The following is a 12720-nucleotide window of genomic DNA, read 5'->3' as shown; positions in this document are numbered from 1 at the left end:
AGAAGATGCAAGGGTGATGCAAGGGTGATGCAAGGGTTTTAAGAGATTCTAGCAGATTTAAGTGCATTTGGGAAGCTCTCAATCAAGCTAAAAGCCCTTTCCTGTAAGGTTTTTACCATTATTCAGCAAACCCTAATTATAACCAGCTATTTATAACTATGAGTTAGGGATAGGTGTAGCAGCTTATTAAAAGTTGCCAAACATTAATCCAGTGAAGGAGAATTATAATTAGTCAGGAGAATTTATTCTCAATTATAAAAATTGAGAGAGTTTGTGCTGCTTAAATAAAGAGGTTTTGACAACCAAATTCAAGCATATCTAAAGAATTTTGAGTTAAAAGTTAAACTTCTGGTTTTCATTCAGAACAAATATATTAATTAACTATTTTTTGGGGAAAATTAGTTAACCGAATCCTATAACATATAATTAATTTGCAAGAATTCTAATGTGCTGCACTGGATGGCAATTCTGCTGCGCTCCATTGCAGCTGTTAAGCTTTGTTGTTAGATCGACAGCTTAACACGGGTTACTTGTACTCTATGCTAAAATCTGAACGCTACGATCTAACTTATTTATCTTCTGTCAGAGGAGGAGAGTTAGAATAGAGAGAAAATTCCTCAAAACGAGACTTGGTATATGGTTAAGCCAATTAAAGGTTCGCTGCTATGAAATTCCGTCAATTGATGCGGGCAACAGAAAATAAATACAATCGGCTGCTGGCAAATCTGCTCTCGCTCTACATTATTTACCCGTTTTTAGTATATCTACCCCTGGGAGATTGGCTGATTTTCTTTTTCTTCTCCCTCTCTCTGATCATCGCCGTCTATCAGATCGATCGCAGTAAATTGGCTTTAAGATATAATATCGGTCTGTTTTTGATTGCCCTCCTCCTGCGAGCATTCAGCACGATTATCCCTATTTATAGCGATTTCAACCGTTGGTTCGAGCTATCTAGTACATTAATTTCTCTAGCTTTTGTTAGTTTATGTGTGTACTCGATTTTACTAGAATTAATTCTCGCCGAACAGGTCACATCTGATATCATCAAAGGGGGAATTTGTGTCTATTTTCTCTTGGGATTTTTCTGGGCATCCGCTTATAATATCGTCCAGATTTTTGAACCCGATTCCTTTAGCTCCGCCGCTAAAACCGTCAACCAGGCGGATCTACTTCATTTCAGCTTTACTACCCTGGCTACGGTTGGCTACGGTGATATAGTTCCTACCAGTAAAATCGCTAGAGTTCTAGCCAATTTAGAAGGAATGACTGGAGTTCTCTATCCCGCCGTTTTTATCGCTCGTTTAGTCAGTTTACACAATGGTCGTTAACCAAAACAATCCATCGCCCTGGGGGAATATTAGATGATTATGCGTCGCTTTATCCCGATTCTTTCTTTGCTTTTGCCTTGGGTCACTGCTGCGGCAGTCTTGGCGGAAATCCCCACTCTGGCCCAGGAAATCCGCCCAAAAACGGCGCAACAGGTGATTGAGCAACTCTGTGCTAATTTAACCAAACAGCGAGCGTTCACCGTCAATATGGATGTCACCTATGACGATGTACTCGACTCTGGGGCGAAAGTTCAGTACAGTGCCTATCAAAACATCTGGGTAGAGAAACCCAATCGCCTGCGCTCGGACTACACTGGGGATGAACGAGTTACCCGCTTTTTTTACGATGGTAAAACCTTCACCCTTGCGGATCTGGAACGGGATCTATACGTTACAAAACCGGCACCGAATACTCTAGATGAAGCCTTAGACCAAGTAGAACAAAAGTACGGGATCAGCATTCCCATGTCAAATCTGGCAGCGAACGATCCCTGTGCAGAGCTAATGGCCGATGTCAAGCAAATTATTTTTATCGGCAACGACATGGTCAACCGCGAACCGATGTATCACCTGCTGCTGATCGGTAGCGATCGCGATTATCAAATCTGGGTCACGCAGGATGCCACCCCCCTAATGAGAAAAGCGATTATCACCTATAAAACTCTACCCGGTTCACCCCAGTACACGGCAATATTATCCGACTGGAATTTTAATCCCAGTACACCCGCCGATACTTTCACTTTCCAACCGGGATCAGAGTCGATCCCTATCGAACTTCTACCCACTAGGGATAATCAATCCCCGCCGTAAACCCCGTTCATAAAATGCGATCGCTTGTCGGTATTCCCCTAAATCAGCGTTTTGATATACTTTGAATATCTAACGAATTCGAGGTGGGATCATGAAGTCGCAGATTCGACGCTGGGGTAATTCTTTAGCGATTCGGATTCCCAAGTATGCGGTGGAAGCACTAAACCTCAATCCCAATGACGTTGTTGAATGTTCTGTGGAAAACGGAAAGCTAGTAATTGAGCTAATTCAAGCCTTGCCTGAGTTAAGTCTAGAAGAACTACTGGCTGAGGTTGTTGAATCACCGGAGCCGGAAGTGGATTGGGGACGGCCAATGGGAGAGGAGATTTGGTGACATACATTCCAGAACGTGGAGATTTCCTGCGGTTGAGCTTCGACCCACAAATTGGGCATGAGCAAATGGGTAATCGTCCAGCACTGGTGGTAAGCCATATTGATTTTAATCGCAAGATTGGTTTTGCCTTTGTCTGTCCGGTGAGCAATACGCAACGCCAGAACCCTTTCTACGTCAAGATTCCAGATGGAGAGGCAGTGACAGGAGTTATCATGGTAGATCAGCTGCGATCGTTGGACTTCCGAGGGAGAAAAGCGAGCTTTATCGGCAAGTGTCCAGAACGGTTGCTCCAGGATGTTCTCAGAAGAATTAAGCCGATTCTTTTCTAATCGGGACATTAGGGACTTGCGTGGGAATAATATCCCAGCCAGAAAATCGCTCTGTAGAAGAGTCAGACCAGCCAGATGGCATATTATCAAAGCGCAAGTCCCTTAGCTGCGGAGGCTGTCGAAGGCTCTCCCCCTACTTAGAGTGATCAGCAAACCTGATCGATCGGAGGGCGCAAGCTTTGCGCCCCTACAGTAAGGGATTTTGTCCACAATGTAGGGGCGAACTGCGTTCGCCCAAAAGGTAGATTATCAAAGCGCAAGTCTCTTATCAAAAGCCTTACTCTATCCGAACCCAACCCAGATTTATTATATAAAATGTTCCCGCCAGAGTTTGTGTAGAAACAGGAGAGCGTTTTTTTGCACCAGAAACCGTCGAACGCTTGCAGAAAATAATCTGGGAAGATAAGCAGCCAAGGCGAATAAAAAAATCAAGGAGTCCGGGCCATGAAAAGATCTTTATGTCAAAACTTATGTGTTCTTGCCGCCCTCCTTTTGGGTACAAGTTTACTGATCACGGATTATGTGGACGCTCGCGGTGGCGGTGGCGGTGGTCGTAGCGGTGGCGGTGGTGGAGCTTCCCCACGGGTTAACCGCAGTAGTGATCTGCAAAACCGAGGGAATTTTAGTAATCGTTCCCAACCCTCTAGAGATTTTTCTGGAAGACAGGGGGAACGGCAAACCAGTCAACAAAACCGTCAAGGGGAACGCACGGAAAGACAGGGGGAACGGCAAACCAGTCAACAAACCCGTCAAGGGGAACGCACCGAAAGACAGGGGGAACGGCAGAACGAACGCACCGAAAGAACCGATACCCGTCAAGGGGAACGCACCGAAAGACAGGGGGAACGGCAGCAGCAGGTTAGCGATCGCCAACAGAACCGTCAGAACTTTATTGACGATAATCGCAACGGTTACTGGCGTGGTGGCGGTTGGTACGGTGGCGGTTATTACGTCCCCCCGGGTTGGGGTTGGGTGGGTTTGACCACCGGCTTAGTCATCGGTTCAGCGATCGCTACTCTCCCCCCCTACTACAATACCGTCTATGTGGGTTCTACTTCCTACATTTACTCGGACGGCATCTATCTTCAACCTAGCGGCAGTTCCTACACGGTGGTGGCCCCGCCAATCGGCGCAATTGTCACCTATATCCCAGACGGCTGCACCACAATTACGGCTGACAATACGCTTTATTACAATTGCAGCGGTATTTACTATCGGCCTCTGTTTGAGAATGGTTCCACGGTTTATCAGGTGGTTCGCTTCTAATCGGTTTCTTCTTCATCAATAATTGCCGATCGATCTAATAATAATAAATCTCGTAGGCGATCGGTATCTAATTCGGTTAACCAATTTTCCCCAGCATCTACGGTTTGTTCCGCTAATTGTTTCTTGCTTTCGATCATCTCATTAATGCGTTCCTCTAGGGTTCCCGTACAGATGAATTTATGTACCTGAACATTACGTTTTTGTCCGATGCGGAAAGCGCGATCAGTGGCCTGATTTTCTACGGCCGGATTCCACCAACGATCGATATGAAAAACGTGATTAGCGCGGGTTAAATTTAATCCTGTTCCCCCCGCTTTCAGGGAGAGAATAAAAATCTTTGGTCCTTGGGGATCATTTTGAAAGCGCTCGATCATTTCTACCCGATCTTTTGTTTTGGTAGAACCGGAGAGAAATAATATTTCCTCGGCTAATTTTTTCTGGAGATGGGTTTGTAGGAGTTTTCCCCACTCAGCAAATTGTGTAAAAATTAAAGCTCGATCGCCTTCTGCTATCACTTCCTCTACCATGGCTTCTAAGCGTAATAATTTTCCCGATCTTTGACTGGTTTCTAAACTATTTTCTTTCAAAAAATGGCCCGGATGATTACAAATTTGTTTTAGTTGCATTAGCAAGGTTAAAATTAATCCATGTTTCTGAATTCCTTGAGTTTCTTCAATTTTCTGGAGGGTTTTCTCGACTAATTGTTGATAAAGTTGTCCCTGTTCTTTCGATAAACCACAAAAAATATTCATTTCCTGTTTTTCTGGTAAATCTTCGATAATAGTTTTATCGGTTTTTAATCTCCGTAAAATAAAAGGACGGACAAGGGAACGCAAATTATGCAGGGATTCTTGATCGCCGTATTTTTCAATAGGAAGGGCAAAACGACGCTGAAAAAAGGCTTGAGTTCCTAAAAAATTGGGATTGAGAAAATCCAAAATTGACCATAATTCCGTCAGGCGATTTTCTACGGGAGTTCCCGTTAAGGCAATCCGAAATCCTGCGGGTATTTTTCGCACTGCTTGGGATTGTTTAGCCGTAGAATTTTTAATATTTTGAGCTTCATCTAAAACTAAACCTTGCCATTGTACTGCTTCCAAAGTGGACAGATCGCGATAGATTAAAGGATAACTGGTAATAACAACCGATTTATTTTTTACCTCTTGAGCAAAAGCTTGACCTTTTAATCTTTTTTCGCCATGATGCACAAAAACAGCCAGAGTGGGAGCAAATTTTCTTAACTCATGTTCCCAGTTATTAACCACGGAAGTGGGAGCCACCACTAACACGGGATTAACTAACATATCCTCTTCTTTTAATGCTAGTAAAAAAGCGATTAATTGCGGGGTTTTTCCTAAACCCATATCATCGGCTAAACAAGCACCTAAACCCCACTTTTCTAGGAAAGCTAACCAACTAACTCCCTTGATTTGATAGGGACGTAATTCCCCCCGAAATTCCCGCGGTGGGTTGATTAATTGAATCCCTTGATTGTTATTTAAATTATCAATTAATTCCTTTAATGCTCCCTCCGCTTGAAAATTAACTACCGGCAGTTTAGCAATTAGATTATTATCTCCTGAACTCAAGCGCAGGGCATCCTCTACCGAGAGATTAAGGGGAGTAATGGTATTATTTAAAATTGCCTGAGCTGCTTTGACATCCGTAGGTTGTAGGATTAACCATTTGCCCCCCACTTCCACCACTGGCGATTTTTTCTCTAATAACTTATCAAAATCTTTTTTCGATATTTCCTGTTCCCCTACCACTAATTTAAGCTGAAAGTTTAATAAACTGGTTAAACTTAATCTTTCTCCTTTTTTGGGAGTTACACTGGCAGCAATCTTAATTCCTAATCTTTGTTCATTACTACCAGCAGTTAACCCCGTTGGTAAAATTACCCCTAATCCCTGATCTTGCAATTGCCAAGCGATCGAGCGAATAAACTGATAAACTTCGATCGAATCAAGAGAACATTCCTCCGGGTGTCTTTGCTCTAAACTAATTCTAATCGGTTCGTACAATCGCGATGCTAATCCTAATCCTTTTAAGAGAATTTCCTGGGGATTATTGACAACTCTTTGATAACTATGATAACTTTCTTTCCCCTCTAACCAAATCAACTTGGCACTAATGAGAAATTCGGGATCATCTAACGCTTGTAAATAATAGGTTAGTTTCCACGCTGTCCCTAATCTGGGAGGTTGTAAAGATAAACAGACACGGTATTGATTCTCGATTAATTGGCGATTATTGCCATTAACTAAACTTTCTTGGATAGGAAACACCCAGTTATTATAAGCATTTTCTAGACGCTGTAAATTCTTGGCTTCTAAAGCAATGTCATGATGATCACCGCTTAAAGATTGTAGCCAGGGTTTTACCATCAATGAGGGGGAAATATTAACAGTACTATCTATTTTTTGTCGCAAACGAGCATCGACAATATTTTTTAAGCAATCGAGAATAATTGTTTGTGGTTCGCTATTTTCTTGATAGGCAAGACAAACCGGGGGGATGGTTTGGATAAACTTAGCTAAACGAGTGCGATCGATGGTACTATCTAGCAGGGGATACCAGCAACTTTCACCCTGATTTATTCCCGCTAAAAATTTCCCCCTTGCTAATAAATCTAAACTCCAACGGTGCAAATACAGCCAAAATCGTAGATCATTGCCGATAAATTCGGTCTTAGCTAGGGGTAATTTCTCCCATAACTGTATTATCATCCCCGCAGAAAAAGTTAATCCCGATACCTGCCATGGTTGCCAAGACAAGGATTTAGCTGTGGGTTCGAGAATTTGCCCCGACAGCAGCGGTAAAAAATATTTTTTCCTTGGGGGGGAATAACTAGGCAAACTGAGCTTGATTGATTCTGGAGAATAGCGGTCAAGCTGAGGAGAAAATTTCTGGATAAATTGGGCTAATGCCCCAGATTCTAGACAAAAAGGATGATTTTCCTTTGTTTCACTTAATTCCTTCCCTTGCCACTGTTCACCCCAAAGAAAAAAAACACTATCCTGCGAACCAATCAGCCAATTACCGTGTAGAGTAGTCATTATAAAATAGGAAAATTCCTCTAAAAAACCTGCTGTTGAAAAGGTAACAAATCTCGATTTTGTCGCTTCTTCTGACCTTAAGAGCCTCTAATCTCCTATTTTAGTGGACAAGGGCTGATTTCTCAAGCAGAATCTAGTTCAGCGATTAGCCCCGATCGCATGGTTATTATCAATAATAATAACTAGAGTTATTTTTAAACTATGTACAAATCGATCGCCCTAACCCTCCTCCTCAGTCTTCCCCTGAACTTGTCCCTAGTTGGTTATGGGGAAGATTTAAACCATCTACAGCAATTATTATCCACCCGACAATGTCCCCAATGTGATCTGAGCGGTTCGGGGTTAGTGCAATCGAATCTAACTGGGGCAAAATTAAATGGGGCCAATCTCGTCGGGGCCAACCTTAGTCAAGCTAATTTAAGTGGAGCGGATCTGAGTGGTGCTAATTTAACTGGTGCTTCTTTCTTTGGTGCTAATCTGACTGGAGCGAACTTAAGCGGGGCAATCTTGACGGGTGCGGATTTAAGAGGCGCTTATCTCAATAATGCTAACCTTGACAACACCAAACTAGACACTGCATACGTGCAGGGTGCGGTGGGAATTCCCAGTAGTGCCGGTACTCCTGAACTATTCTACGGTCTAGGGATGGTGGAAGGAAAACAGGGACGCACCAGCGCCGCTATAGAAAATTTTAATAAGGCCTTGACAATTAACTCGGAATATGCTCCAGCTTATCTGGCCCGGGCCATGGCTCACTATCGTCTGGGACAAAATGCTCTAGCGGCCCAGGACGCTCAAATGGCTTCGACTCTCTTTGAACGACAAGGCAATACCCCCGGTTACGAAGCGGCAGAGAATTTTATTAAAGGCATGGAAATCGCCCTAAAACCGCGAGAACAAGGTGGTGGCAACGCTCAATTAGACCAAATGGTGCAGGGGATTGGTTCTCTGCTCCTACAGTTTGTTTTACCCGCTTTGGGACTGTTTTAATCTTCGTCCGCTGGCTCTTCTAAATGTTCCGAGACCGCGTAATAAAGGTCAAGAACATGATGATCGGCAAGACGATAAAAGACTCTCCGTCCCTGTTTTTGGTATTTAACTAATCTTAAGGCTCTTAGGGTTCTTAACTGGTGCGATACGGCCGATTCACTCATCCCTAAGTCGTCGGCTAAGTCACAAACACATAATTCTTGTTTGGCTAAAAGCGACAGAATTCTTAGGCGGTTGGCATCCCCCAAAAGGCTGAAAAATTCGGCCATTTTTTGGGCTTTTTCGATTTCTAATCCCTGCAAGTGCTGGAATTTCGCCTCTTGGTGATGGGATTCCCCACAAACCGGTGCTATTTTCTCTAGGGCCATATTTTTTCCTGATCGGTTATTAAGGGAAAGTTGAGAAAGGGAGGTATCGATCAAATCTTCCATGCCGATACTTGTCCCCTTCTCCCCAATAACTAAATTTAAACGCAACCACAGCCCTGGTGTCCACAGCCTTTCTCGTTCTCGTTAACGTGACCATTGGCACAAGCTTGGGAACAGTAGTATTGATCGTTTTCTTTGATGGCATCGGCGATCGATACTACACACAAACAGGATTTACAAGCACATTTCATCATGGTGACAGCGATCATGGTTACTACCTCTGAACTTCTTTACTGACTTTAGTATAACATCTGAACAGATGTTCATGGATTGAATAAAGTTAAATTTTTCTAAAACTCAGACGGGAAAGTTAGGGCAGTCATCTCAAGGGTGAGGTGGGAAGTTCTCCTTGATCAGTGATCAGATTTGAGTTTTCAGTTTGCATATAGAGCTTTTCACGTTGCTGAGGTATCGACAAGTTTTGCCAACCAAGAGTTTAAGCCCCTTGCCCATGCCTCATTCTGATGAAAACTGCTATATATAGTCTAAGGTAGAAAAAAGTTAAATACTGACTAAACCGCCCAATCATAACAACTGAGCCGACAAATTCTGATGTTATTAGCATTAAAACAACTAACTGTTACCCCAGGCGATCGCCTGTTGTTAACTTCACTCACTTGGCAAGATTATGAAACAATTCTTGACGAATTGGGAGATCGACGGTCAATTCGTCTATCTTATAGTCAAGGAACTTTAGAAGCAATGACTCCTCTTTTTATTCATGAAAACACCAAAGTTTTAATCGGGGATTTGGTTAAAGTTCTTCTGGATGAATTAGAGTTAGACTATGAACCCGCTGGATCGACAACCTTTAAAAATCAGCAAATGGATCAAGGAATAGAACCAGATGAGTCTTTTTATATCGAAAATTGTCATGCTATTCGGGGAAAAACGCGCCTTGATTTGGCGATTGATCCCCCTCCCGATTTAGCAATTGAGATTGATATTACTAAGCGAACCAGATTTAATAATTATGAGCGATTGGGTGTTCCTGAATTGTGGCGATATAATGGAGAGAGACTAGAAATCAATGTTTTGCAAGGATCAGAATATGTTGAATCTTCCCAAAGCCGACTATTTTCTCAATTTAATCTAATAGAAAAAATTCCAGAAACGCTACAAAATAGTCAAAAAATAGGTAGTGCAATGGCATTAAAACAATTCCGAATTTGGGTCAAGCAAACGCTTAATCCCTGACCTCAAATGAACAACGAAGTCAGGGAACTGAGGTTTCCTACTGTCTTTTTACTGCTCACTGATTACTGTTTTTAGACGCAGAACGGCCTACCAACGATCGCCAGCATCGTAAATTGTTAAACGTCCGACTCCTAGAGCTAATCCGGGAGAATTGTCTCCGGGGGGATAAGCAGTAATTCCAAACTGATAAACACCACCATAATCGGGATTTCGTACTGGTTTCAGACCGATGGAAACGGTATTACTGGGGGGGACAGGAGGATCAAAAATGACCGTAATCGTCTGAGTATTGGGGTCAAAAGTAGTGGATTTTAGGGTTAATTTTTCGCCTCGCTGATTGCGATCGCCAAGAAAAGCAAAAGTTTGATCAACAAGAAAAGCAATAGTTTGAATATTAGGCTGCTGTTGTATAGTTACTTTGCCCAAGGGCGCCCCGAGAGACGGCGGCAGAGCGATGGTAAGATAGTATTTTGCACCCCAAGCACGCACGGATTGGAAAGTAGCGAAGAAATTAACCAGAGTGGGAGAACTCTCAAAAAATACTCTGCCATCGGGAAATTGTCCTGCGAGAGACACAGAAGCATCAAAAGCGAGTATAGCAATCAAAGCGAGTTTAGATAGACTTTCAGTCTGTTTTAAAGGCAAAAAGGGAATCTTCAAGGTAAAAGCTACTATAAAATATTGATTGTCAAGGAGAATTATAGCAAATTCACTTAACCCTCAGCCGCTGCCATTATCAGTGATCAGTTATCAGTGATCAGTTATCAGTTGTTTTCTCCCCACTCTCCCACCCCCAATACTTAACCCCCAACTTGCAATGTATCTCGAACACCTGCACCTTCACAGTTTTAGAAATTATGCCGAACAGTTGCTAAAATTCGAGTCCAAAAAAACAATATTATTGGGCAATAATGCTCAGGGAAAATCCAATTTACTAGAAGCGATCGAACTTTTGGCCACTCTCAAGAGCCATCGAGTCAGCAAGGATCGGGATCTAGTGCTAGAATCGGACTCGGAGGCGAGAATTTTTGCTAGGGTTAATCGTCTTTATGGAGCATCAGAATTAAGTTTAATTCTCCGTTCTTCCGGTCGTCGCACCGTGATCCGTGACCGTCAACCCCTGCGCCGTCATCTCGATTTTTTGGGCGTGATTAATGCGGTACAATTTTCTAGTCTCGATCTGGATTTAGTGCGCGGTGGTCCGGAAGCTCGCCGAGATTGGTTAGATACTTTATTAATTCAATTAGAACCCCTATACGTTCATATTTTACAGCAATATAATCAGGTTTTACGACAAAGGAACGCTCTTTTAAAAGAGATTCGTAAACAGGAATTAGAGGGAAAAGTTTATGCGGATTTATCCCAACTAAAACTCTGGGATTTACAATTAGCAGAAACTGGTTCAAGAGTTACGAGAAGAAGGGCGCGAGTCCTGCAAAGATTAATTCCTTTAGCTCAAAAATGGCACGAAAGTATTAGCGGAAAAACTGAATATCTAGAATTACAATATATTCCCAATGTGCCTTGGGTAGAAGATGATGTCAATGGGGTACAAACGGCTTTTTTAGATAAAATTGAAACCCGTCGTTTGGCCGAGAAACAGCTAGGGACATCGGTAGTCGGTCCCCACCGGGATGAAGTGGATTTTTTAATTAACCAAAACCCCGCTAAATCCTACGGTTCCCAAGGACAACAAAGAACCTTAGTTTTAGCCTTGAAATTAGCGGAATTACAGTTACTAGAGCAGATTATCGGGGAACCTCCCCTACTACTCCTCGATGATGTTTTAGCGGAATTAGATATCGAACGACAAAATCAATTATTAGATGCGATCGAAGACCGTTTTCAAACCTTAATTACCACCACTCATCTCAGTTCTTTTGAGTCTCGCTGGTTGCAATCTTCCCAGATATTTTCTGTCAAAAAGGGACATATTTTTTATTAGTCTATAGCCTCTCTTTGTTTGTCTCTTTGCTAACGATATACACCCATAATTTTATCCCCCCTTAATAAGGGTAGGGCTATTTCATTCTCAAGAAAAAAGGAGAAATACGGCGAGAAACGAAATTTTAGCGACCTAAAGACAATAATTGGGAGATGCTGTGCTGATTGTGGTCAATTCCCTTTGTTAAAGAATCATAACCCTCTAACCTGTACAAGGTTAAAACCGGGAGCATCTCACCTTTGTAACCCCTAAATCAGGTTTTATGTCAAGCTATTTTGAAAGCCTTGCGAGAAACCAGTTTTAGGGACAAGTATAATTACTCACTTGCATAAATGAGATGCTCCCAAGAAATAAGAAATCGGCACTCGGCAAGGGTTAGTATGAAAATGGGATCACTCATTTAGATTTCAGATGGTATATGGTAAAATTTGCATAATTCAGTAAGATTAGTATTATCCTATATTATTTCAACTCAACTTCCTATGAGTAACAAATCTACGATTAAATTGCTGATCGCTTTTAACGATCCTAACCTGGAGCCTGAAGAACGCGACGAACAGGCCCAAGTATTACTAACAGAACTACAACAGGCAGATGAAGTTGAATCGGTTAAACGCATTCTTGATCCCAATCCCCCTGAAGGTAATAAGTCGTTGGGCGGTTTTTTGGGAGGAATGTTAATGACCGAAGTTAACCCCGCTAATGGGAAAAAGTTGTTAGGGTTTCTGGGCGATCGCCTGGGAGGTAAACCGATAGAATTGTCGGTAGAGGCCAAGGGACTTGCGTAAAAATAAGATGCCAGCTAGGAGGGCAGAACCGTCACATCCCATTTGGGCAAAGTTTCAGAACGTTGCCAGAAAGGTTGCAATTGTTCTAGTTCTTTAGCCAAAACTTTCACCCCTTTTTCATAAGTTCCTTCTACCAAATGCACTAGAGGTTTTATCCCCTTCCAAGTCATGTTAGAAGCCCAATTAAGAGCCGCATCAATTGAATCTAAAATTGCCCCATTCCAATAGTTCTCTAAGACTGCCCAA

The 12720-nt window shown here is 42.5% G+C and carries 14 protein-coding genes and 1 pseudogene; 10 read left to right on the top strand and 5 right to left on the bottom strand.

Translation table 11 applies throughout. From position 1 onward, the window contains the following. Positions 1-665: 665 nt before the first annotated feature. The 6 genes and pseudogenes from O9323_RS13280 to O9323_RS13260 all read left to right on the top strand — a co-directional run bounded on the left by O9323_RS13280 (position 666) and on the right by O9323_RS13260 (position 4067). Positions 666-1328, top strand: a complete 663-nt coding sequence (locus tag O9323_RS13280; RefSeq protein WP_016516534.1) for a potassium channel family protein — start codon at positions 666-668, stop codon at positions 1326-1328. Between the two features lie 33 nt (positions 1329-1361). Further along, on the top strand, positions 1362-2138 hold the full coding sequence (locus O9323_RS13275; protein ID WP_288125263.1) for a DUF2092 domain-containing protein: 777 nt from the start codon (positions 1362-1364) through the stop codon (positions 2136-2138). Positions 2139-2229: 91 nt separating this feature from the next. Then, positions 2230-2472 (top strand): AbrB/MazE/SpoVT family DNA-binding domain-containing protein, encoded by a 243-nt coding sequence (locus O9323_RS13270; RefSeq protein ID WP_002754951.1) that lies wholly within the window; start codon positions 2230-2232, stop codon positions 2470-2472. Beyond that, entirely contained in the window at positions 2469-2801 is a 333-nt protein-coding gene (locus tag O9323_RS13265) for a type II toxin-antitoxin system PemK/MazF family toxin (RefSeq protein ID WP_002778731.1), read from the top strand. The genes O9323_RS13270 and O9323_RS13265 overlap by 4 nt, the downstream gene beginning before the upstream one ends. 314 nt (positions 2802-3115) lie before the next feature. Continuing rightward, a pseudogene (locus O9323_RS22900) lies at positions 3116-3223 on the top strand (YgiT-type zinc finger protein); the annotation flags it as partial. A 22-nt stretch (positions 3224-3245) separates the two neighbouring features. Continuing rightward, positions 3246-4067: a DUF6515 family protein gene (locus O9323_RS13260; RefSeq protein ID WP_002754953.1), complete on the top strand. Its 822-nt coding sequence runs from the start codon at positions 3246-3248 to the stop codon at positions 4065-4067. Here the strand turns inward: O9323_RS13260 and O9323_RS13255 are convergent. Then, entirely contained in the window at positions 4064-7126 is a 3063-nt protein-coding gene (locus tag O9323_RS13255) for a sll1366 family intein-prone helicase (protein WP_288125262.1), read from the bottom strand. The two genes, O9323_RS13260 and O9323_RS13255, sit on opposite strands and share 4 nt — an antisense overlap. 201 nt (positions 7127-7327) lie before the next feature. Here O9323_RS13255 and O9323_RS13250 point away from each other — a divergent pair, with 201 nt between their 5' ends. Further along, positions 7328-8116, top strand: coding sequence for a pentapeptide repeat-containing protein (locus O9323_RS13250; RefSeq protein ID WP_002754957.1), 789 nt, complete (start codon positions 7328-7330; stop codon positions 8114-8116). Here O9323_RS13250 and O9323_RS13245 read toward each other — a convergent pair. Further along, positions 8113-8547, bottom strand: a complete 435-nt coding sequence (locus O9323_RS13245) for an ArsR/SmtB family transcription factor (RefSeq protein WP_002754959.1) — start codon at positions 8545-8547, stop codon at positions 8113-8115. The genes O9323_RS13250 and O9323_RS13245 overlap by 4 nt on opposite strands. 35 nt (positions 8548-8582) lie before the next feature. Then, positions 8583-8753, bottom strand: a complete 171-nt coding sequence (locus O9323_RS13240; RefSeq protein ID WP_002754961.1) for a metallothionein — start codon at positions 8751-8753, stop codon at positions 8583-8585. Positions 8754-9096: 343 nt separating this feature from the next. Here O9323_RS13240 and O9323_RS13235 point away from each other — a divergent pair, with 343 nt between their 5' ends. Beyond that, complete coding sequence (locus O9323_RS13235; protein WP_288125261.1) at positions 9097-9741, top strand: Uma2 family endonuclease; 645 nt, start codon at positions 9097-9099, stop codon at positions 9739-9741. A gap of 87 nt (positions 9742-9828) precedes the next feature. Here O9323_RS13235 and O9323_RS13230 read toward each other — a convergent pair whose 3' ends face one another. Continuing rightward, positions 9829-10401 carry a DUF2808 domain-containing protein gene (locus O9323_RS13230; protein ID WP_149107355.1) on the bottom strand — a complete coding sequence of 191 codons (573 nt, stop codon included), beginning with the start codon at positions 10399-10401 and terminating at the stop codon, positions 9829-9831. Positions 10402-10558: 157 nt separating this feature from the next. Between O9323_RS13230 and recF the strand changes: the two genes are divergently transcribed. Together recF and O9323_RS13220 are read left to right on the top strand one after the other, a co-directional pair. Then, positions 10559-11686 (top strand): DNA replication/repair protein RecF, encoded by a 1128-nt coding sequence (recF, locus tag O9323_RS13225; RefSeq protein WP_002747232.1) that lies wholly within the window; start codon positions 10559-10561, stop codon positions 11684-11686. Positions 11687-12168: 482 nt separating this feature from the next. Continuing rightward, positions 12169-12474 (top strand): hypothetical protein, encoded by a 306-nt coding sequence (locus O9323_RS13220; protein ID WP_288125260.1) that lies wholly within the window; start codon positions 12169-12171, stop codon positions 12472-12474. Between the two features lie 14 nt (positions 12475-12488). Here O9323_RS13220 and O9323_RS13215 read toward each other — a convergent pair. Beyond that, positions 12489-12720: ISAzo13-like element transposase-related protein (locus tag O9323_RS13215; RefSeq protein WP_502846427.1), on the bottom strand; the 232-nt coding region annotated here is incomplete at its 5' end.

The sequence above is a fragment of the Microcystis sp. LE19-131.1A genome (assembly GCF_027532015.1).
Taxonomy (GTDB): Bacteria; Cyanobacteriota; Cyanobacteriia; order Cyanobacteriales; family Microcystaceae; genus Microcystis; species Microcystis ichthyoblabe_A.
Note: the sequence above shows the minus strand (reverse complement) of the source record. Positions and strands in the feature narration are given on the sequence as shown.